This is a genomic window from Coxiella endosymbiont of Amblyomma sculptum, assembly GCF_009883795.1.
Lineage (GTDB): Bacteria > Pseudomonadota > Gammaproteobacteria > Coxiellales > Coxiellaceae > Coxiella.
In genome coordinates, this window is sequence record NZ_CP033868.1 from 307,501 (window position 1) to 329,606 (window position 22,106).

Here is a 22,106-nt window from a genome sequence, read left to right on the forward strand (position 1 = left end):
TCTACCGTGGGCGTTGGAGATTTGAGAGGAGCTACTCCTAGTACGAGAGGACCGGAGTGGACGTACCTCTGGTGTTCCGGTTGTCACGCCAGTGGCATTGCCGGGTAGCTAAGTACGGACAGGATAACCGCTGAAAGCATCTAAGTGGGAAGCCCCCCTCAAGATGAGATCTCCCGGATCCTAGAGAGATCCCTAAAGATTCGTTGAAGACTACAACGTTGATAGGCAGGGTGTGTAAGCTCAGTAATGAGTGTAGCTAACCTGTACTAATTAATCGTGAGGTTTGACTGTGCATCCCTAAATGGTTTCAGTCTTTGCTTGTTGTCGATCAGAAGATCGACGCTTCTCTCGCAAACAGAAGCTCTTCTCTCTCAAAAAAACACATGAGAGCAGCAAGGGCAAATGATAAACTGATGATAAACTTGATAAACTGACTAGAAGAATAACTAGAAAAAATTAGAAGAATGGAGGAGCTTCCTGGTGGTTATAGCGGGCGGGTCCCACCTGATTCCATTTCGAACTCAGAAGTGAAAACGCTCAGCGCTGATGATAGTGTGATTATTTTCATGCGAAAGTAAGTCGCCGCCAGGTTTCTCCTTCTTCGTTTCTCCTTCTTCTTATATCTCCTTAATAATAATTTATAATAATATAATACATTTTCCCCTACTGTATCTCCTAATCTTCCTCCCCAAGATTTTTTATCCGTTCGCGCGATTTAGCACTCGACGATATTAACAGCGATCGCCAATCCCCCTTTGGAAGTTTCTTTATAAATAGAATTCATATTTCGACCAACTTCACGCATAGTATTGATTGCCATATCCAAAGATATCTTATGTCTACCATCTTCAGAAAGAGCCAATTGAGCCGCATTGAATGCTTTAACAGAACCCATTGCGTTACGTTCAATGCAGGGAATCTGTACCAATCCCCCAACGGGGTCGCACGTCAATCCAAAATTGTGTTCTATCGCTATTTCGGCGGCGTTTTCTATTTGAAGAACAGTACCACCCATGGCAGCAACTAGACCAGCTGCTGCCATGGAGCACGCCACACCTACTTCTCCTTGGCAACCCATTTCAGCTCCAGAAATAGAAGCGTTTTGTTTATAGAGTATTCCTATAGCTCCTGCCGTTAGTAGGAAGTTGACAACACCTTTCACAGTAGATTCTTGCAGAAAGTGTTTGTAGTAATTTAAGACTGACGGAATAATTCCAGCCGCGCCGTTTGTAGGCGCGGTCACAATTCGGCCTCCGGACGCATTTTCTTCACTAACAGCCATTGCGTAGACATTTAGCCAATTTGTAATTTGAGGATGCTGAACTGTAGGCGGACCAAGAGCAAGTAATTTACGGTAGAGAGACGGAGCGCGTCGTCGAACTTGTAAAGGCCCTACGAGACAGTTGCCGGATCGGCGACAACCTTTATTGATACAATCTTCCATAATGTCTGCAATACGCAGTAACTCTTTCTCAGCATCTTCTGCTGTGTTTCTATTTATTTGCCTTTCGTTAGTTAACATAATATCGGCAATAGAAAGATTTTTTTCTTGAGCAAGAGACACCAATTCGGCAGCGGAGACAAAAGGATAGGGAATTTCTCTGGAAAGGTTGGAAAGGGATGAAGTTTTTTTCATTTGCATTTTATTCTTGTTCTTGCCACCAACAATGAACCCTCCTCCAATAGAAAAATACAAAGACTGTTTAATCAGTGTTTTTTTTACGTCGTAGGCCTTAAATTTCAGTCCATTTGGATGGAAGGTGAGAACTGTTTGGTAGTTAAAAATAATATCTCTTCTCGGAGAGAAATTGATTGAGTGTTGTTCCAACAGCCTTAATTTTTCTGTGTTCCAAATCGTTTTTATTTGATCATCGATGCTATCGGGATCAATAGTTTCGGGTTCCCTTCCTATTAACCCCATGATAACAGCTTTGTCTGTACTGTGACCCTTTCCGGTAAAAGCTAAAGATCCATAAAGAGTGATTGTTATTTGACAGATACGGGTCAATTCGTTTCGGAGAGTTTGTACAAAATCATTAGCGGCTTTCATAGGACCTACAGTATGCGAACTGGAAGGACCTATACCGATAGAGAAAAGGTCAAAAACGCTAATTGTCGAAAATCTTTTCTTACTGTCTCTCAAATACATATCTTTCGGTAATTCTTTCTTTGACCGATTCCGCATTCTTATTTGATCGTATTTGAGCATCTAACGAAAGCAATAAGACACACCCACCGACCGCCCGTATAACTATTGATTGTCGTATACCAAGTCCCGATCCAGAGATTAACATATTTCTTTAAAATTCGGTATTGTTCTTACCTGTCAATCGGATATAAGATTTAAGGGGATGCGATGAATGGCAATTATAAGAAATACTTACAGTTCACACGAAAAGAATGGTGTTATTTCCTGCAAGAAACTCCGTTTGCCTTTATAGCGGAAGGCAATTTGAAAGAATTGTATGGTCAGACTGAGACGGTGGTTTCATCGGAAGAGATTAAAGAGATCTACTTGCCTCTTTCTCGATTGTTAAGCACTTGCGTAACTACGCAACGGACAATTCAATTTCTGAACGATGTCGGCGAATCAAAATCTAAGGCTCCTTATACCATCGGAATTTCTGGAAGTGTAGTTGTGGGGAAAAGTACAACATCTCGAGTACTAAAAACTTTGTTATCGCGCTATCCAGATCATCCTAGCGTAGAAATTATAACAACCGACGGTTTCTTGTACCCTAATGCTGAACTCACACGTCAAGGACTTATGAGTAAAAAAGGATTTCCAGAAAGTTACGATATGCTGCATTTTTTGCAAATTCTCAATTCGATTAAGTCAGGAAAACGAAAAGTGCTTATTCCTATTTATTCTCATCTTTACTACGATGTTGTTCCTAATAAATACGCAATTATCGATCGACCCGATATTATCATCTTCGAAGGATTAAATCTTTTGCAAATTTTTACAAGAAAATCCGATCATTCTTCTGAATGTTTTGTTTCCGATTTTTTTGATTTTTTTTTGGTCGTGGACGCCAAAATTGAGATCATCAAAAATTGGTATATTGATCGAATTTTAAATTTTTGGCGCGGCCCTTTTAAATCGCCGAATGCGTATTTTCATTGTTTAACTTCTTACTCCAAAAAAGAGGTAGTGCGATTTGCCGAAAAAATATGGAAAGAAACTAACGAAGCCAATTTCTTCAAAAATATACTGCCTTTCAAATACCACGCCCAATTAATTCTGGAAAAGACAGATGACCATTCAGTACAGAAAATTTATCTAAAAAATTTACTGTAAAAACTTTTGGATCTGTATCATTTAGCAGAAAAATCTCTGTCGTGCTATCCTTCTCTCCTGTGAAAAATTCAGAGAAAACCATACGAACCCGATTCGCCCCCAGTCCTTCTGGTTATCTCCATATTGGAAACGCGAGGACGGCTTTATTCAATTGGTTGTTTACAAAGCGGAATCGGGGAATTTTTATTCTGCGTATTGAAGACACCGACGTACAGCGTTCAACAGAAAATTCTGTGGATTCCATTTTAGAAAGTCTGCGGTGGCTAAAAATTAGCTGGGAGCGCGGCCCTTATTTTCAATCTCAACGAACAGAACGTTACCGGGAAATTGTTCAATATCTTTTGAAGAAAGAAAAAGCCTACTTATGTTCTTGTTCTAAAGAACGTCTCGCTGAGTTGCGTATTACGCAACTCAGAAACAAGAAAAAACCGCGGTATGATGGATTCTGTAGGGACAAAGAACACAAATACAACGCAGAAACTCCTTTTGTAGTGCGTTTTCGAAATCCTAGCGGAGGGTCGACAATTTTTGACGATATAATTCGCGGCGCGATTTCCGTTGCGAATGACGAACTGGACGATCTTGTCATTGTACGTGCCGACGGTACACCCACGTACAATTTTACCGTTGTGGTGGACGATTGGGATATGAAAATCACCCACGTAATTCGCGGGGACGACCACGCCAACAATACACCTCGTCAAATCAATATACTAAAAGCATTGGACGCCGATTTGCCTCAATACGCTCATGTTCCCATGATTTTGGATTCTGACAGAAGACGTTTGTCAAAAAGACACGGAGCTGTAAGCGTTTTACAATACCGAGATGATGGCTATTTGCCCAACGCACTGGTTAATTATTTGGTAAGGTTGGGGTGGTCATACGGAAACCAAGAAATATTTTCGCGGGAAGAAATGATTAATTTATTTGATATCAATGCTGTTAACCGTTCTCCCGCCATATTCAATCCGAAAAAGCTATTATGGATCAATCATTTTTACTTAAAAAATCAGAGTCCTAGTCTAGTGGAAGATGCGTTTTCCTCAATCTTAACCAAGATGGGTATCAACCACCAAACAGGCCCTGCACTGGAGCAAATAATCAGTTTGCAATCCGGACGAACTAAAACTTTGAAAGAGATGGCTGAATGCAGCCGGTATTTCTTTGAAGATGGAGAAGTTATCAAAAGTGGGGTACAGATAAAGAAAAATTTATGTCCAGATATTGCTAAGCCTTTGCAATTGGTACGAGATCGATTGGCTCATCTGCACGATTGGAAGCAAGATATTATCTTACAAACAATTGTTGAAATCGCTAAAATCTGTCACTTGCAAGTAAGTCAACTCAGCCAATCGATTCGTATAGCTGTTACTGGAAATACAGCATCTCCACCAATTGAAGCTACATTGTATTTGATAGGTCAAGATTTGGTACTGCGTCGATTGGATCGTGTTGTTGATTTGCTTCAAATTTCTTCTCTTTAGTTTGTAGTTTGTATTTTTTCTAAGGATGGAGAAAACGCATGTGTGGTGTAAAGTTTGATCTTGTTGTATTAAAAAGAGTAAACTTACAACCCGATGGCTGTTAGAATCGGATTAAGGCGCTGAAGTTTTTGTAGAATTTTGCTGGCGTAGCTCAGTTGGGAGAGCAGCTGATTTGTAATCAGCCGGTCGTGGGTTCGAATCCTATCGCCAGCTTCTCCAATTGGTGCTTTGTTTTTGTAGATAAAAAATCAGGAAATGCCGTAGAACAGACGATTTACAGCAAAAAGAACCCGTCCCGGAATCTCGGTGATGGAACGCTAATAAGGAAGGAATGGTGTAACTGTATATTGTGTAGCGAAAAAAAAGACAACCTGTGGGAAACCATATCAACCCCTCCTTTTCCAATAGAAGGAGAAGCGCACGTTTGGAGAGTATTTTTAGATTGGCCTATTGAAGAAATTAGGAAAGGAATGACCAATTTATCCGAGGAAGAGAAAGCTCGTGCGCGGCGTCTGGTAAATCATCAACATCGGTATTGCTATATCGCGTCTCATGCGGCGTTACGCGCTATCTTGACTTTGTATCTACCGATTTCTCCTACCCCTTTACGGTTTCGATGTAACGACTACGGAAAGCCCTATTTACTAAATTATCCTGCTCTATATTTCAATCTTTCGAACTCTCATGAAGTCGCTCTTTACGCAATCACGACAAATCGGGAAGTGGGTGTTGATGTTGAATTCATAAGAGACAATATTTACATTGCGGATGTTAGAGAACGTTTTTTTTCTCCTGACGAAGTCGCAATTTGCGTGAGCAAACTTCCCGAAAAAGACAGTCAATGTTTGAAAAAATTTTACCAAATTTGGACCTTAAAGGAGGCTTACGTCAAAGCTATTGGTCAAGGTTTATCGTTTAGTCTCAATCGTTTTACTACAGCATACATCGGTATAAACGCTGGAACATCAAACCGAATGTTGGCTGGACAGTGGACGTTGCGTTCAATACCAAGTGTATTAGGCTATACATCCGCTTTGGCAACAGAAGGCCCTACCGAAAAAATCCGTTATTTTTCTTGGTTTCCTGCTTCTGCGCAGTCTATTTAGGCCAAAACAAGTGTAGGCGATATCAAAATCTACAAGTTTTTTTCTGTTTCTCATTGGGTTGACATCCGTTGCTTTGTTGCGCACAATTAGCGCGCTTTTTTAGTCGAAGCTGGCGGTTGGCGAATCGCTTGTTTTGCTTAAAACTGTTTTTAGATTTTTTTCCGAGAGGAGGTGTGTCCGAGCAAGAACGCCGATTTTCAAAATCGGGGTTTGGAAAAACCTGGGAAAGAACAAAACGAGTAATAAGAAAAGAGGGCGGAAACTGGAAATAGGAACAGTACAAAACGTTTGGATTGGAAGGGGAGGGGTTCCCGAGCGGACAAAGGGATCAGACTGTAAATCTGACGGCTTCTCGCCTTCGTAGGTTCGAATCCTACCCCCTCCATATCTGTACTGTAGCGGAAAACAGCGGGGACGAATCTTTATAATTTTTTCGACATAACACAAAATCGTTTTTGTCTGTCATACGGGCGGGTGTAGTTCAATGGTAGAACTCCAGCCTTCCAAGCTGATGATGTGGGTTCGATTCCCATCACCCGCTGTGCCCACATAACTCAGATGGTAGAGTACTTCCTTGGTAAGGAAGAAGTCACCGGTTCAAATCCGGTTGTGGGCTTTAACCAAAGAACTCAATTTAGAGAATAGAGCATGCGAGAATCTGGGGTTGTAAACAGAAACAGGATGAGGAGCAAAGAAAAAGAAAGAAAATGTATAAGTAGAAAAATCTCGTTTGATCTGGAAATGAGGAAACGGACTGGTTCTGTGCAGCGGTGTGGATCCCGGATCGGGGCGTCTCCTAATCGGTCGGTCTACTCGGGAGATTGTCGATACGGCGAAACGTACGGGCGCGATTTTCGGAGAAGAACACCCCCCCGCGCGGGGGGGTTCCTTCGTCTACAAAGTATTGAACGCTATGCAGCGTTGATTTCGCCTCATGTGGATAAAAGACGATCGGGGTCAATACAAGAAGTCGACGTTGGTATCAGTCAATACGGGGGCGCGTGGTGCGCACCAATTTTTTACATGGCAAGAATAAGGCCAGTAGCTCAAATTGGCAGAGCAGCGGTCTCCAAAACCGCAGATTGGGGGTTCGATTCCCTCCTGGCCTGCCAACAAAAGAGGAGATCGGAAAGAATAAAATATGTGGGGTTGTAAGTCGTGTGTTGATGTTTTGAGATGGATTTCGGTTGTATTGTTGATTGCAATAGGGGCAATAGCCGATTATCATTACTGTTGCGCCGTTGCGGCAGTTCGAATTTCTGTAGGTGCTGTTCTTCTCTCTTCAGTACTGGCGATTGGTTCTCGAACTCAAAAAGGTCGAGAAGTGTGGAGTTTCGTGAAGAATGCCCGTACAGAATTGCGCAAGGTTATTTGGCCAACCCGACAGGAAACTGTCCGCATCACTTTAGTGGTTGTAATTTCGGTTTCAATAACCGCTCTTTTGCTATGGGGGCTTGACAATTTGTTCATGTGGATTGTTGCTTGGGTGACCGAGCTAAAGAATTAAGTTAAAGAACTAATTGATGCTTTGTTTTTAAGAGTAAATGGAGAAAGGCTATTATATGGACGAAGAGAAAAAACATTGGTATATTCTTCATACGTATTCAAATCACGAGAATCGTGTCGTTAAGACGCTAAACGAACGTGTTCACAGGGAAGGGTTGGGGGATTTTTTTGGCGAAATTGTTATACCTACCGAAGAAGTAGTAGAAATGCGAGCGGGGCGTAAGCGTAAAAGCCAACGTAAGTTTTTTCCGGGTTATGTTTTGGTGCAAATGGTAATGAACGATCAAACATTGCTTTTGGTTCGTAATGTTCCGAAAGTGTTGCGTTTTGTTGGAACTGGACGTCCGGCTCCTGTTAGAAACGAAGAAGTGGAAAAGATTTTGCAGCGTGTTGAAGAGGGCGAAAACAAACCAAGACCTAAGGTTCTCTTTGAGTCAGGGGAAGTAGTCAGAATTATTGCGGGACCCTTCGCCGACTTTAGTGGCGTCGTAGAAGATGTTAATTATGAGAAAAGTCGACTTCGGGTTTCAGTAAGTATTTTTGGACGTTCTACTCCGGTGGAATTGGAATTTGGACAAGTAGAAAAAAATTGACGTTCGTTTAGGTAAAGATTGTTTGATATTCTTATACCAAAGAAAGAGGGGGTATGGTAAAAAAAGTAAGAACTTGTGTTCGTCTGCAGGTGAAAGCAGGGGAGGCCAATCCGAGTCCTCCGATTGGACCGGCTTTGGGTCAATACGGTCTTAATATTAAGGAGTTTTGTAAATCGTTCAACGAGAAAACTCAAAGTATTGAAAAAGGTCTTCTTGTTCCGGTAGTTGTTACGGTGTATACCGATCGCGGTTTTTCCTTCGTTGTCAAAACACCTCCCGCTTCGGTTTTGTTAAAGAAATTGGTACTGAAAGGAAAAAATGGCAGCGCTCGGCCCAACGTGGAGCGAGTGGGGAAGGCGACTCGTGCGCAGTTGGAAGAGATCGCCAAAATGAAAATGCCTGACCTCACCGCAGCTGATCTTGATTCGGCTGTACGTACTATTGCTGGAACCGCCTGCAGTATGGGTATTGATGTAGAACTTGAGCCTTGAGTTAGAAATATAGTGTTAAAACTCTCAAAAAGACGACAACTGTCGAAAGAAAAAATACAGTTTTCAAAGGTGTATTCCTTAGCGGAAGGTCTCAAATTGGTCAAAACTTGCGCAACTGCTAAATTTAGAGAAAGTGTTGATGTTGCGATTAAACTTGGTGTTGATCCGCGTAAATTGGGAAAAACAGTTTTGGGGGCGGTTGTGTTGCCTTACGGAATTGGTCGAAATGTAAAAATAGCTGTTTTTGCTGATCAAGAGGGCAGCAACAAAGCTAAGAACGCCGGTGCCGATTTTGTAGGAATAGACGGTTTGATTAAACGGATCCGATCCGGGAATATTGATTTTGATTTGGTGATTGCTACTCCAGAGACGATGCAGACAGTTGGTAAATTAGGTAAAATCTTAGGACCTCGTGGGTTAATGCCCAGTCTCACAGACGGAACAGTGGCTGTTGATGTGGAAGCGGCGGTTAAAAACGCCAAACATGGACAGGCGCGTTATCGCGCCGATAAAAAAGGTATTATTCACTGTTCCATTGGGAAAGTTGATTTTTCGGAGGAAGCGTTGAAGGAAAATTTATTGACTTTGTTGTCTGATATCAGAACCAAATCTATTCCGCGTACTACAGAAAAAGAAGTGCCTATAAAAAAATTAACTTTGTCGAGTACGATGGGTCCGGGAATTACGGTAGCGTATCCAATAGACTAGACTGGTGACGAATCTTCTTGCATGTTCTTTATAATCATCTTATTCGAAGAAGGAAAGAAAAGAAAGGAAAAAGGAAAAAGGCGAAAGAAACGGAATAATGGTCTCTGTTTTTGTTGTTCGCACAAGTGTATATGAGAAAGTTTTTCCAAAATTTGGAGAAAGAATAGTATAACCAATGGCTTTAGATCTGGAAAAGAAAAAAGGGATTGTTGCAGAGCTGTCGAATGTTGCCCATCGGGCGCTCGCCGCGGTAGTTGCGCAGTACCGCGGACTGACCGTATCTGAAATGTTGGAGTTGCGTAAAATGGCTCGCGATTCTAGAGTAGTTGTGAAAGTGTGTCGCAACACTCTTGCGCGCCGTGCGTTTAAAAAGACACCGTATGCGTGTCTTGATAGAAAATTAGTCGGTCCTATTGTGCTGTTCTTTTCTCAAGAAAAACCTCGCGATGCCGCTCGTTTAATCGAAGAATTTGTTAAAGAACGCGGTGAACATCTGCGCGAACATCTAAAAGTACAAGCATGTGCGTTGGGGGGTCGATTACTGCCGGTAGATCTAGGGTTTCTCGCTGGTATGCCTTCACATAAAGAAGCGTTGAGTCAATTGGCATCTGTTCTTCTGGCTCCGATGGCCAAATTTGTTCGTGCGTTCAGAGCACCTGTATTTCAAATTGTCCGTACAACAATTGCAATACGAAATCAAGAGAAAACGAAATCAAGAGAAAACGAAAATAGCGCACAATCTTTAACATGAAATTATGGGGTAAAATAACACAATGAATCAGAATCAAATGACAAAAACAGATATTTTAGACGCGATATCCAAGATGAGCGTGATGGATGTTGTTGATTTAGTCAAAATGATGGAGGAAAGATTTGGTATCTCGCATCAAGAGACGGCCATTTCGAAAAACAATACTACTTCGTGCAGTGAATCTGGAACGGCTGTAGCGGAAAAGGAGGAAAAAACTGAATTTGGAATAAAACTGTCCAATTTTGGCAGTAACAAGATTGGAGTCATTAAAGTGGTGCGTGGTGTTACTGGACTTGGTTTAAAAGAAGCTAAAGACCTTGTCGAATCCGCTCCAAGTTCTATTAAGGAAGGACTTAGTAAAGAAGAGGCCGAAAAGATTAAGCGGGATCTCGAAGCAGTGGGCGCCAAAGTCGATCTTGAATAACAAATATTGCTGAAAGGACAAGGAATGGATTGGAAATAGTAGAAAAGACGTTTGCGTTTTGTAAACACGCTGAGGAAGACGATTAATTTAAGGTTGCAGGGGGTTTTGTAGTTTTATGGTGCAATCAAATGCCGAAAATAGAAGGACAGTTGCAGTTTCTTACACCGAGAAGCTGCGCGCGCGCGTCAACTTAGGCAAGCGTGAGGTCGAAGTTCTCAAAACGCCGTATCTGTTGGAAACACAAATCGAATTCTATCGGTCTTTTTTACAAAAAGATGTCGCTCCTGAATCTCGAAGAGATACGGGACTGCATGCCGCATTCAACTCTGTATTCCCTATTTCCAGCTATTCCGGTCACGCAGAATTGGCGTATATCAATTACAGTTTAGACGAAGAACCTGTTTTCGATGTTGAAGAATGTAAATTGCGAGGTCTAACCTACGCCGCTTCTTTGAAAGTAAGTATGCGTCTATCAATTTACGATAAAAGTATACTTACAGGAAAAAAAATCATTAAAGACGTCAAAGAACAAGAAGTATATATGGGCGAAATTCCGTTGATGACAGAGACAGGAAGTCTCATAATTAACGGAACCGAACGAGTGGTTGTTTCTCAATTGCATCGATCTCCTGGAGTGTTTTTCGAACACGATAAAGGAAAGACTCATTCTTCTGGAAAATTGTTGTATTCGGCTCGAATCATTCCTTATCGTGGTTCGTGGTTGGACTTTGAGTTTGACTACAAAGATTGTTTATTTGCGAGGATTGATCGGCGTCGAAAATTACCGGCGACGGTAATTTTAAAAGCTTTAGGTTACGATACCGAAAAGATTCTTGAAGTGTTTTATGAGATCAACTCTTTTTGTCTCAATGAGACGAGTGTCACTTTGAAACTAATACCCAAAAGACTGCGTGGTGAATTGGCGACAATGGAGATAAGAGACAAAAAAGGAAAGATAATTGTCAAACCTAATCGTCGTATTTCAACCCGACATGTTCGTCTGATTGAACAAGCTGGAATTGATAAACTTGAGTTGTCGGATGACTATTTGTACGGAAGGGTCATTGGTAAAGCCATTGTTGATACAGAAACCGAAGAAGTAGTCGCACAGGCAAACGAAACCATCACGCCGGATTTGCTGAGGACATTACGAACTCGAAAAATCTCGTCGTTGCATACACTGTATATCAACGAAATTGAATGCGGATCCTATATTTCCGACACTTTAAGACTAGACAACACCGAAAACCAATTGGAAGCTCTGGCTGAAATTTATCGCATCATGCGACCGGGTGAGCCGCCAACCAAAGAAGCGGCCGAAAGTTTGTTCGAAAATCTGTTTTTCTCGCCAGAACGTTACGATTTGTCCGCTGTAGGTCGGATGAAATTCAATCGTCGGGTTGGAAGGAAACAGTCGACAGGATTGTGGACCCTGTCTAAAGAAGATATTGTGGATGTGTTACGTGTTCTTGTCAAAATTCGAGATGGTAAAGGGGATGTGGACGATATTGATCATTTGGGAAACCGTCGTATACGCAGTGTAGGCGAAATGGTCGAAAACCAATTTCGGATTGGTTTGGTTCGTGTCGAAAGAGCGGTAAAAGACAGATTGAATCTAGCGGATATTGAAAATCTAGTACCTCAAGATTTGATAAATGCAAAACCTGTATCGGCGGCAATCAAAGAATTTTTCGGTTCGAGCCAATTGTCACAATTTATGGATCAAAACAATCCGTTATCCGAAATAACTCATAAACGTCGGATATCCGCTTTAGGTCCGGGGGGGTTAACACGAGAGAGGGCGGGTTTTGAGGTGAGAGATGTACATCCCACGCACTACGGGAGAGTGTGTCCTATAGAGACTCCGGAAGGACCGAATATTGGGTTAATTAATTCACTAGCGGTATTTGCCAGAGCGAATGAGTATGGTTTTTTAGAAACGCCTTATAGAAAAGTACTCGACGGGACGGTTACTGATAAAATCGAATATTTATCGGCCATTGAAGAAGGCGATTATTACATTGCGCAAGCAAACACCAGTACAGACGAAACAGGCCGCATGGTGGATGAATTGGTTTCATGCCGTCATAAAGGAGAATTCACCCTTACCGTACCGGACAAAGTAGATTATATAGATGTATCGCCACGACAAATTGTTTCCGTTGCCGCTGCCCTAATTCCTTTTCTAGAACACGATGACGCCAATCGGGCTTTAATGGGTTCCAATATGCAACGGCAAGCAGTGCCTACGATTAGATCAGAAGCACCGCTAGTAGGAACCGGAATGGAACGAACTGTAGCTGTAGACTCTGGAGTCACCGTAGTTGCTAAACGAGACGGTATTGTCGATTCTGTTGATGCTTCGCGTATTGTGGTCCGTATAAATGAAAATGGCGGAGACGACATCGGGGTTGATATTTATAATCTGACCAAATTTAGCAGGTCCAATCAAAACACCTGTATCAATCAATATCCCATTGTAGAGATTGGAGATCGTATACAGAAGGGGGATGTACTGGCTGATGGTCCTTCTACAGATCTTGGTGAGCTCGCATTAGGACAAAATTTGTTGGTGGCCTTTATGCCTTGGAACGGTTACAATTTTGAAGATTCCATTCTCATCTCCGAACGATTGGTCGAAGAAGATCGATTCACCACCATTCATATCCAAGAGTTTACTTGCATCGCTCGAGACACTAAATTGGGTCCAGAAGAAATCACAGCAGACATTCCAAATATTGGAGAAAGTGCGTTGGCAAAATTGGACGAATCCGGAATTGTATATATTGGGGCCGAAGTAGGACCTAGTGATATTTTAGTGGGTAAGGTAACTCCTAAAGGTGAAACGCAACTCACACCGGAGGAAAAATTGTTGCGGGCGATTTTTGGTGAAAAAGCGTCGGACGTAAAAGATACGTCTTTACGAGCCACTCCCGGAACTATTGGAACTGTTATCGATGTACGTATTTTTACTCGTGAAGGTGTAAAAAAAGACAAACGCGCTCTGGAGATCGAAAAATTGGAACTCGCAAACATAGAAAAAGATTTAAACGATCGATTTCGCATTCGTGAGTATGCCCTATTTCAGAATGTGAAAAAATTTCTTATCAATCAGGTAGCGTTGTCTGTTGAATCGCCTAAAAAGCATACAACAATCGGTAGAGATTTTTTAGAAACACTGCCTCGGAACAGATGGTTTGAAATTCAATTGCGCGACGGCAGTGCAGCAAAGCGTCTTGAATCCGCATACGAACGTTATAAAAAATTGTGTAAAATGCGAGACGAAAAACTCAAAGATTTTCACCAAAAACTGACACAAGGTGGGGATTTGGCACCGGGAGTCATTAAAATAGTAAAAGTCTACTTAGCGGTTAAACGCCGCATTCAACCCGGAGACAAAATGGCGGGGCGCCATGGAAATAAAGGCGTTATTTCCACCATCGTCCCCATCGAAGATATGCCTTATTTGAAGGACGGGACACCAGTAGATATTGTACTGAATCCTTTGGGAGTTCCTTCTCGAATGAATATTGGTCAAGTACTGGAGACCCATTTGGGATGGGCCGCAAAAAGCCTAGGTGCGAAAATAGGCGACCTTCTTGACCAAAAACACACCGATTTAAAGCGATTGCGCGGACTTCTTAAATCCATTTACGATTTGAGTAAAGTTCAAAAGTTTAGTGTAGAAGATTTGAGCGACACAGAAATCGTAATTTTGGCTAACAATCTAAGAAAAGGTGTACCTGTGTCTTCACCTGTTTTCGATGGTGCTACGGAAGAGGAAATAAAGCGTTTGCTAGAAATGGCAAATCTTCCCATTTCCGGACAATCTTGTTTGTACGATGGACGTACCGGAAAGAAATTTGATCGAGCGGTTACTGTAGGTTATATGTATATGCTAAAACTCAATCATTTGGTTGACGATAAGATACACGCTCGTTCTACAGGTTCTTATAGTCTTGTGACCCAGCAACCTTTAGGAGGAAAAGCTCAATTCGGAGGACAACGGTTTGGAGAAATGGAAGTTTGGGCGCTAGAAGCCTATGGAGCGGCTTATACCCTGCAAGAAATGTTGACTGTGAAATCCGATGATGTTGTGGGCCGTACCCGTATGTACAAAAATATCGTCGACGGCGATCATCGAATGGATGCCGGTATGCCGGAATCTTTCAACGTTTTGATCAAAGAAATTCGTTCGCTGGCTATTGATATTGATTTGGAAAACGACTGATTTCGATCGGAGGAGTATCTTGAGAGATTTGCTAAAACGAATAAAAAGCGAAAAACACACAGCTGAATTTGATGCGCTTCGCATCAAATTAGCGTCTCCAGAAGAGATTCGTTCTTGGTCGTACGGAGAAGTAAAAAAACCGGAAACCATTAATTATAGAACTTTTAAGCCCGAACGAGACGGTTTATTTTGTGCCAAAATTTTCGGTCCTGTTAAAGATTATGAGTGCTTATGTGGAAAATACAAACGTCTCAAACACCGAGGTGTGATTTGTGAGAAATGTGGGGTGGAAGTTACCTTGTCCAGGGTGCGTCGGGATCGCATGGGCCATATCGAACTGGCTTCTCCAGTAGCCCACATTTGGTATCTTAAATCTTTACCTTCTCGTATCGGTCTGTTGCTCGATATGACGCTTCGTGATATTGAACGCATTCTTTATTTTGAAGCGTATGTGGTCGTAGATCCTGGAATGACAACGTTGGAGCAGAGTCAACTGCTCTCAGAAGAAGGCTATCTCGACGCATTGGAAGAGTACGGTGATGAATTCTCAGCCCTTATGGGCGCGGAAGCCATCCAGAATATGCTGCAGAGTATTGATGTTGTTTCGGAAGTTGCGTCGCTACGTTCGGAGATATCGTCCACTACTTCTGAAACAAAGATGAAGAAATTCACAAAACGACTTAAAGTTTTAAGCGCGTTTTTGGAATCTGGAAACAAACCCGAATGGATGATATTGACTGTATTGCCTGTTTTACCTCCCGATTTGCGACCTTTGGTGCCTTTGGATGGTGGACGATTCGCTACTTCAGATTTAAACGATTTGTATCGTCGGGTAATCAATCGAAACAACAGATTGAAACGTCTTTTGGATCTCAATGCGCCTGATATTATCGTACGAAATGAGAAGCGAATGCTGCAAGAAGCTGTAGACGCTTTGTTGGATAATGGTCGTCGTGGACGAGCTATTTTAGGATCGAACCGCCGACCTCTAAAGTCTTTGGCGGATATGATTAAAGGAAAATCTGGACGTTTTCGTCAAAATCTACTTGGCAAACGTGTGGATTATTCGGGTCGTTCCGTTATTGTGGTAGGACCAACTCTAAAACTCCATCAGGCAGGATTGCCTAAGAAGATGGCGCTGGAGTTGTTTAAACCTTTTATCTTCAGCAAACTACAGCGAGGAGGGTTGGCCACTACTATTAAAGCAGCCAAAAAAATGGTGGAAAGTGAGATCCCAGAGGTGTGGGATATTCTGGAAGAAGTTATTCGAGAACACCCCATTTTGTTAAACAGAGCCCCTACTTTGCATCGTTTAGGGATCCAAGCGTTTGATCCAGTGCTAGTGGAAGGAAAAGCAATCCAGTTGCATCCACTTGTCTGTACGGCTTACAACGCGGATTTTGATGGGGACCAAATGGCTGTGCACGTACCTTTGACATTGGAGTCGCAGTTGGAAGCGCGTTCGCTAATGATGTCTACCAACAACGTTTTACATCCCGCAAATGGGGAACCAATTATTGTACCTACCCACGATGTGGTGCTGGGACTCTATTATATTACGAGAGATCGAGTCAATGCAAAAGGCGAAGGTATGAAGTTCTCGGATGTAGACGAAGTGGTGCGCGCTTACGAAAACAAGCAAGTAGATTTGCACGCACGCGTAAGCGTTCGCATTAAAGAAAGTCTGTTAAACAAATCCGGCAATGTGGAAGAAAGAGAACGTCTGATTCCTACCGTTGTAGGACGCACTTTGCTATGGCAAATTGTTCCTAAAGGATTATCTTTTGCGTTGGTTAATCGAATCATGACTAAGAAAGCCGTAACAAAATTGTTGGATATCTGCTATCGGAGTTTAGGGTTGGAAACTACTATCGTTTTTTCGGATAGCTTGATGTATATGGGATTTCGCTACGCAACGTCTTCGGGTATTTCTATAGGCATAAACGATCTTTTAGTTCCTGATGAAAAAGAAGCTATCATTTCTCGATCCGAAGAAGAGATTCAAGAAATTCAAAAGCAATATGCTTCCGGATTGGTAACGTACGGTGAACACCGTAACAAAGTGATTGACATCTGGTCTCGCACTAACGATCAAGTTGCTAAAGCAATGATGGAAAAAATTTCTGTAGAAAAAGTAAAAGACATTCAAGGCAAAGAAGTAACGCAAAGTTCCTTTAATTCCATTTATATGATGTCTGATTCCGGCGCTCGAGGTTCTGCAGCACAGATCCGTCAGTTGGCGGGAATGAGAGGTTTGATGGCAAAACCAGATGGCACTATTATCGAAACGCCTATCACGGCCAATTTTCGCGAAGGGCTAAACGTTTTACAGTATTTCATCTCTACTCACGGTGCCCGAAAAGGGTTGGCCGATACTGCCTTGAAGACAGCAAATTCGGGGTATTTAACTCGACGGCTGGTTGATGTCGCTCAAGACTTAGTTGTCACCGAACATGATTGCGGGACCGAACAAGGCGTTGAGATGATGCCACACATTGAAGGAGGCGATGTGGTGGAACCTTTACGAGAACGTGTTTTAGGACGAGTTTTGGCGAAACCGATTATCGATCCTAATTCCAAAAAGGAATTAATATCTAAAAATATTCTTTTGGACGAAACACTCGTCAATGTTCTGGAAGAACACGGTGTAGATCGAACCACAGTGCGTTCAGCAATTACTTGTGAAACCGCCTATGGTATCTGTTCGATGTGCTACGGACGTGATCTTGCTCGTGGACACATGGTGAATGTAGGAGAAGCCGTTGGTGTAGTGGCTGCTCAGTCGATCGGCGAACCCGGAACCCAACTGACTATGCGAACGTTTCATATGGGAGGGGCGGCTTCTCGGACGACTGCTGTCAATAGTATTGAAATCAAGTCTTCTGGGAAGGTTGGATTGCGTAATTTGAGAATAGTTGAACAATCCGGGGGCAATTTGGTTGCGATTTCTCGATCGGGAGAATTGATAGTGCAAGACCCCCAAGGGGGAGAAAGAGAACATTACAAGATACCCTATGGAGCAACCATCAGTGTACATGACGGTGATTTTGTGCAGGCTGGAAGAACAGTGGCTCAATGGGACCCCCATACCCATCCTATTATCACTGAAGTAGCAGGAAATCTACATTTTGTTGATCTGGTGGACGGCGTAACTATGAGTCGACAAACCGACGAACTAACGGGGCTCAGCAGTGTTGTAGTAACTTCTACCAAACAACGCACTTCCGGAGGTAAAGAACTTCGTCCGATGGTCAAACTTGTAGACGAAAATGCAAACAGTATTTTTTTGCCAAGCGGAAAAGTTCCTGCACATTATTTCTTACCGGAAGGTACAATTCTTACTAAAGAAGACGGTTCTGTGGTCCAAATTGGTGATGTGCTTGCGCGTATCCCTCAAGAGACCTCAAAGACCCGAGACATTACTGGGGGTTTGCCGCGTGTGGCTGATCTTTTTGAAGCTCGAAGACCGAAAGACGCTGCCATTTTAGCAGAAATCTCTGGAGTAGTGAGTTTTGGAAAAGATACTAGAGACAAAGATCGTTTGATTATTACCGAACCGGATGGAAGTGCTGTACACGAAGAGCTGATTCCTAAATGGCGTCACGTAAGTGTTTTTGAAGGTGAAACGGTAGAAAAAGGCGAAGTGATTGCAGACGGCCCTCTGGACGCCCACGACATTCTGCGTCTGTTGGGAGTAAATGCAATGGCGAACTATATTGTCAACGAAGTGCAAGAAGTTTATCGATTACAGGGAGTAAGAATTAACGACAAACATATTGAGGTGATCATTCGGCAGATGTTGCGCAAAGTTAAGATTGTCGATCCAGGAGAGACAGCGTTTCTCCAAAACGAGCAAGTGGAACGGCCTCGTGCTCGGGAGGAAAATAAAAAAGTGATTCAAAAACACGGAAAGACGGCCACATTGGAACCTATTTTGTTAGGAATTACAAAGGCTTCTTTGGCCACTGAATCTTTTATTTCAGCCGCGTCGTTTCAGGAAACGACGCGTGTACTGACTGCCGCTTCTATAAGCGGCAAGCGTGACAATCTTCGAGGTTTGAAAGAGAATGTAATTGTTGGTCGACTGATACCCGCCGGAACGGGATGTAGTTATCATCAAGAACGTCGGAACAGGAAAAAAGATGAAATGTCGACAGTAGCGGAATCGGGAGGATTGTCGCCTTCGTATGAAGGCGAGAGGGGCATAACTGCCGATGAAGCCGAAGAAGCTTTAAGCGCTGCGTTTAGATTGAAAAAGTGAAATACAAATAAAGAAAATCGGTTTGTGCAGGAATTTTTAGAAATTTTAGCGAAGTTTTAATTTCAAAACTTTAAGGTTTGTCCTTGACAACAGGGGCCTTGTTTTATTAAAATCCCGCTCTGTGTGTGGATTTTCGGGGGCTCTTGTGTTGTTGTTTAAGAGATTTGTAAAGTGCCTAGAATCAACCAATTAGTGAAAAAACCGCGTCGTGCGAGAATAAAAAAAAGCAACGTTCCGGCCTTGGAACGATGTCCTCAAAAACGCGGGGTGTGTGTACGGGTGTATACCATTACTCCTAAAAAACCCAATTCGGCTCTGCGCAAGGTAGCTCGGGTTCGAGTTTCCGGTGGTACAGAGATCACCGCCTATATTGGCGGTGAAGGTCATAATTTGCAAGAACACTCGGTAGTTCTGATCCGAGGTGGTCGTGTAAAGGACTTACCTGGTGTACGATATCACATCGTGCGTGGTTGTTTGGATACGGCGAGTGTTTCGGGGAGACGTCGTTCTCGTTCTAAGTACGGAGAAAAAAAACCGAAAGAATAAATGGGGAACAGTTGAATGACACGAAGGAAATCGGCTGCTAAGAGGGAGATTTGTCCGGATCCTCTCTTTCGCAGTGAGCTTCTGGCTAAATTTATAAATTCCGTTATGCGGCATGGTAAAAAATCGGTGGCGGAAGGGATTGTATACAGAGCGCTCGATATAGCCATAAAAAAAAAGAGGGGAAGGGGCGTTGAAGAGTCGAAGTACGAACACGATCAGAAAAAAGGAAAGAGCGGTTGTCTCGACGAAGAAACGCGGGTCGAAGCTTTAGAGATGTTTAAAGAAGCTCTGGGTAATGTGATGCCTAGTGTAGAAGTAAGGTCACGTCGGGTGGGAGGATCTACCTATCAAGTTCCTGTAGAAATACGAATGGTACGTCGGCAGGCTTTGGCGATGCGTTGGCTTTCCAAATACGCGAGTGGAAGAAATGAGAAAACCATGATTTTGCGTTTAGCGAATGAGATTTCGGACGCTGTGGAAAATCGTGGCGGAGCAGTAAAAAAAAAGGAAGATATGCATCGAATGGCTAGAGCAAATCAAGCGTTTGCGCATTATCGTTGGTAAGGAGAGGAAAAGAGGTAGAAAAAAATTGCAATGGCCAGAACAATTCCGTTAAACCGTACCCGCAATATAGGCATTATGGCGCATATCGATGCGGGGAAGACTACCACCACCGAACGCATCCTGTACTACACAGGGGTCTCCCACAAAATGGGAGAAGTGCACGAAGGCAGTGCCGTTATGGATTGGATGGAACAAGAACAAGAACGCGGCATTACTATCACTTCCGCCGCCACCACTTGTTTCTGGATGGGTATGGATCAACAGTACGCGAAACATCGTATCAACATCATCGATACACCCGGACATGTTGATTTTACCATCGAAGTCGAACGTTCTTTACGAGTGCTTGACGGAGCTGTCGCTGTTTTCTGTTCGGTGGGGGGTGTAGAACCGCAAACCGAGACCGTTTGGCGACAAGCCAATCGTTACGGTGTCCCGCGTTTGGGATTTGTGAATAAGATGGATCGGGCGGGGGCAAACTTCCTACGAGTGGTGCAACAGGTAAAGGACCGTTTGCGGTCCAATCCGGTGCCTGTGCAATTGCCTGTTGGTGCGGAAGAAGATTTCCGGGGTGTTGTCGATCTGATACAAATGAAAACTATCTATTGGAACGAATCGGATAAAGGACGTACTTACAAATTGATGGATCTTCCTGAAAACATGGAACCGATGGCTCGAAAATGGCGCGAAAGGATGGTAGAATCTGCGGCTGAGTCTTCGGAGATTCTGATGGAAAAATATTTAGAAAACGGAGAACTTTCCAAGCAAGAAATTTTGGAAGGACTCCGAAGACGTACTTTGGCCAATGAGATTGTTCCGATGTTGTGTGGAAGTGCTTTTAAGAACAAAGGAGTACAAGCTTTGCTGGATGCTGTAGTGAATTATTTGCCTGCTCCAACTGATGTGCCCAACATTCGGGGCGAAGAAAAAGATGGATCGGAAGGCTCTCGTACGGCTTCCGATGAGTCTTCTTTTTCAGCGTTGGCTTTTAAAATCGCTTCCGATCCTTTTGTGGGAAATTTGACTTTCCTCCGGGTGTATTCTGGTATGCTAAAATCAGGGGATTCGGTTTTTAATTCCGTTAAGCAAAAAAAAGAGCGTATTGGACGTCTTTTGCGTATGCATTCCAATTCTCGAGAAGAAATCAGAGAGGTGCATGCGGGTGATATTGCCGCTGCTGTAGGTCTGAAAAGCGTTACTACTGGGGATACTCTTTGCGATCAAAATCGCACTATTATCTTTGAAAAGATGGAATTTCCGGAACCTGTGATTTCTGCAGCCATTGAGCCAAAAACCAAATCCGATCAAGAAAGGATGGGAATGGCCCTAGAAAAATTGGCTCAGGAAGATCCTTCGTTTCGCGTTCGCACTGATGAAGAATCTGGACAAACCATTATCGATGGTATGGGCGAGTTGCACCTAGAAATTGTCGTAGATCGTATGCGAAGAGAATTTAATGTCGCCGCCAGTGTTGGAAAACCGCGTGTAGCTTATCGAGAAGCTGTTCGGAAAGCGGTAGAACAGGAAGGAAAATATATCCGTCAAACAGGCGGTCGGGGTCAATACGGACATGTATGGCTTCGTATAGAACCCAAAGAACCCGGTTCTGGTTTTGAATTTGTAAACGAAATCGTAGGCGGTGCGGTGCCCAAAGAATACATACCGGCTGTAGAGAAGGGTGTACGAGAACAGATGAAGAACGGGGTGGTTGCGGGTTATCCGGTAACAGACGTGAGAGTGGCCATTTTCGATGGATCCTACCATGAAGTTGATTCCAGTGAAATGGCATTCAAAATCGCTGGTTCGTTGTGTTTTAAGAAGGGAGCCGCTAGGGCAAATCCCATATTGCTTGAACCCGTTATGAAAGTAGAAGTTGTTACTCCGCGAGAGTATATGGGCGATATTGTGGGTGATCTTAATCGACGTCGGGGCGTAATTCAGGATACAGACGACAGTCCATCCGGTAGGGTCGTCGGTGCTGCAGTACCTTTGGCGGAAATGTTTGGCTACGCAACTGATTTGCGTTCGCTCAGCCAAGGAAGAGCAACTTATACGATGGAATTTTTAAGATACACTGCAGTGCCTACAAATATTTCCGCGATGATTGCTAAACAACAACTAAAGATGAATTGAGAAT

15 protein-coding genes, 5 tRNA genes and 2 rRNA genes (1 of these 22 running past the window's edge) are annotated in these 22,106 nt (G+C 43.0%); 21 read left to right on the plus strand and 1 reads right to left on the minus strand.

Going from position 1 to position 22,106, the window contains the following annotated elements; genetic code table 11:
• Window positions 1–291 (plus strand): 23S ribosomal RNA (locus EGQ50_RS01375) (it extends 2,705 nt beyond the left edge of the window).
• Window positions 292–476: 185 nt separating this feature from the next.
• A 5S ribosomal RNA gene (rrf, locus tag EGQ50_RS01380) occupies window positions 477–591 on the plus strand.
• A 124-nt stretch (window positions 592–715) separates the two neighbouring features.
• Here rrf and EGQ50_RS01385 read toward each other — a convergent pair.
• The gene (locus tag EGQ50_RS01385) at window positions 716–2,149 is read right to left on the minus strand and encodes an L-serine ammonia-lyase (RefSeq protein WP_159747902.1); all 1,434 of its coding nucleotides are present in this window, start codon (window positions 2,147–2,149) and stop codon (window positions 716–718) included.
• Window positions 2,150–2,356: 207 nt separating this feature from the next.
• Here EGQ50_RS01385 and coaA point away from each other — a divergent pair, with 207 nt between their 5' ends.
• From coaA to fusA, 19 genes are all read left to right on the plus strand, one after another.
• Window positions 2,357–3,301, plus strand: coding sequence for a type I pantothenate kinase (gene coaA / locus EGQ50_RS01390; RefSeq protein ID WP_159747904.1), 945 nt, complete (start codon window positions 2,357–2,359; stop codon window positions 3,299–3,301).
• Between the two features lie 41 nt (window positions 3,302–3,342).
• Window positions 3,343–4,788, plus strand: a complete 1,446-nt coding sequence (gene gltX / locus EGQ50_RS01395) for a glutamate--tRNA ligase (RefSeq protein WP_246168986.1) — start codon at window positions 3,343–3,345, stop codon at window positions 4,786–4,788.
• 140 nt (window positions 4,789–4,928) lie between these two features.
• Window positions 4,929–5,001, plus strand: a tRNA-Thr gene (locus EGQ50_RS01400).
• Window positions 5,002–5,135: 134 nt separating this feature from the next.
• Complete coding sequence (locus tag EGQ50_RS01405) at window positions 5,136–5,894, plus strand: 4'-phosphopantetheinyl transferase family protein (RefSeq protein ID WP_159747908.1); 759 nt, start codon at window positions 5,136–5,138, stop codon at window positions 5,892–5,894.
• A 301-nt stretch (window positions 5,895–6,195) separates the two neighbouring features.
• A tRNA-Tyr gene (locus tag EGQ50_RS01410) sits at window positions 6,196–6,279 on the plus strand.
• Between the two features lie 85 nt (window positions 6,280–6,364).
• Window positions 6,365–6,435: transfer RNA gene (locus EGQ50_RS01415), tRNA-Gly, on the plus strand.
• A 2-nt stretch (window positions 6,436–6,437) separates the two neighbouring features.
• Window positions 6,438–6,510, plus strand: a tRNA-Thr gene (locus tag EGQ50_RS01420).
• A gap of 419 nt (window positions 6,511–6,929) precedes the next feature.
• Window positions 6,930–7,006 (plus strand) — tRNA-Trp (locus tag EGQ50_RS01430).
• 29 nt (window positions 7,007–7,035) lie between these two features.
• Window positions 7,036–7,401: a preprotein translocase subunit SecE gene (gene secE / locus EGQ50_RS01435; protein WP_159747912.1), complete on the plus strand. Its 366-nt coding sequence runs from the start codon at window positions 7,036–7,038 to the stop codon at window positions 7,399–7,401.
• Between the two features lie 55 nt (window positions 7,402–7,456).
• Complete coding sequence (gene nusG, locus EGQ50_RS01440; protein WP_159748455.1) at window positions 7,457–7,993, plus strand: transcription termination/antitermination protein NusG; 537 nt, start codon at window positions 7,457–7,459, stop codon at window positions 7,991–7,993.
• A gap of 53 nt (window positions 7,994–8,046) precedes the next feature.
• Window positions 8,047–8,484, plus strand: coding sequence for a 50S ribosomal protein L11 (gene rplK / locus EGQ50_RS01445; RefSeq protein WP_159747914.1), 438 nt, complete (start codon window positions 8,047–8,049; stop codon window positions 8,482–8,484).
• Window positions 8,485–8,493: 9 nt separating this feature from the next.
• The gene (rplA, locus tag EGQ50_RS01450) at window positions 8,494–9,192 is read left to right on the plus strand and encodes a 50S ribosomal protein L1 (RefSeq protein ID WP_159748457.1); all 699 of its coding nucleotides are present in this window, start codon (window positions 8,494–8,496) and stop codon (window positions 9,190–9,192) included.
• Between the two features lie 175 nt (window positions 9,193–9,367).
• Window positions 9,368–9,943 (plus strand): 50S ribosomal protein L10, encoded by a 576-nt coding sequence (gene rplJ, locus EGQ50_RS01455; RefSeq protein ID WP_159747916.1) that lies wholly within the window; start codon window positions 9,368–9,370, stop codon window positions 9,941–9,943.
• Window positions 9,944–9,965: 22 nt separating this feature from the next.
• Window positions 9,966–10,367 (plus strand): 50S ribosomal protein L7/L12, encoded by a 402-nt coding sequence (gene rplL, locus EGQ50_RS01460; protein WP_218939751.1) that lies wholly within the window; start codon window positions 9,966–9,968, stop codon window positions 10,365–10,367.
• A gap of 115 nt (window positions 10,368–10,482) precedes the next feature.
• Window positions 10,483–14,598, plus strand: a complete 4,116-nt coding sequence (gene rpoB / locus EGQ50_RS01465) for a DNA-directed RNA polymerase subunit beta (RefSeq protein WP_159747918.1) — start codon at window positions 10,483–10,485, stop codon at window positions 14,596–14,598.
• A gap of 19 nt (window positions 14,599–14,617) precedes the next feature.
• On the plus strand, window positions 14,618–18,859 hold the full coding sequence (gene rpoC / locus EGQ50_RS01470) for a DNA-directed RNA polymerase subunit beta' (protein ID WP_159747920.1): 4,242 nt from the start codon (window positions 14,618–14,620) through the stop codon (window positions 18,857–18,859).
• A gap of 171 nt (window positions 18,860–19,030) precedes the next feature.
• Complete coding sequence (rpsL, locus tag EGQ50_RS01475) at window positions 19,031–19,405, plus strand: 30S ribosomal protein S12 (RefSeq protein ID WP_159747922.1); 375 nt, start codon at window positions 19,031–19,033, stop codon at window positions 19,403–19,405.
• 15 nt (window positions 19,406–19,420) lie between these two features.
• Window positions 19,421–19,969 carry a 30S ribosomal protein S7 gene (rpsG, locus tag EGQ50_RS01480; protein WP_159747924.1) on the plus strand — a complete coding sequence of 183 codons (549 nt, stop codon included), beginning with the start codon at window positions 19,421–19,423 and terminating at the stop codon, window positions 19,967–19,969.
• A gap of 24 nt (window positions 19,970–19,993) precedes the next feature.
• Complete coding sequence (fusA, locus tag EGQ50_RS01485) at window positions 19,994–22,102, plus strand: elongation factor G (protein ID WP_159748461.1); 2,109 nt, start codon at window positions 19,994–19,996, stop codon at window positions 22,100–22,102.
• The last annotated feature ends 4 nt before the right edge of the window (window positions 22,103–22,106 follow it).

Bases quoted from the DNA above. Each gene is read 5' to 3' on its own strand.
- rplK (WP_159747914.1), top strand. From the start codon at position 8,047: ATGGTAAAAAAAGTAAGAACTTGTGTTCGTCTGCAGGTGAAAGCAGGG.
- nusG (WP_159748455.1), top strand. From the start codon at position 7,457: ATGGACGAAGAGAAAAAACATTGGTATATTCTTCATACGTATTCAAAT.
- secE (WP_159747912.1), top strand. From the start codon at position 7,036: ATGTGGGGTTGTAAGTCGTGTGTTGATGTTTTGAGATGGATTTCGGTT.
- rplJ (WP_159747916.1), top strand. From the start codon at position 9,368: ATGGCTTTAGATCTGGAAAAGAAAAAAGGGATTGTTGCAGAGCTGTCG.
- coaA (WP_159747904.1), top strand. From the start codon at position 2,357: ATGAATGGCAATTATAAGAAATACTTACAGTTCACACGAAAAGAATGG.
- EGQ50_RS01385 (WP_159747902.1), bottom strand. From the start codon at position 2,149: ATGTATTTGAGAGACAGTAAGAAAAGATTTTCGACAATTAGCGTTTTT.
- rpsG (WP_159747924.1), top strand. From the start codon at position 19,421: ATGACACGAAGGAAATCGGCTGCTAAGAGGGAGATTTGTCCGGATCCT.
- rplL (WP_218939751.1), top strand. From the start codon at position 9,966: ATGAATCAGAATCAAATGACAAAAACAGATATTTTAGACGCGATATCC.
- rpoB (WP_159747918.1), top strand. From the start codon at position 10,483: ATGGTGCAATCAAATGCCGAAAATAGAAGGACAGTTGCAGTTTCTTAC.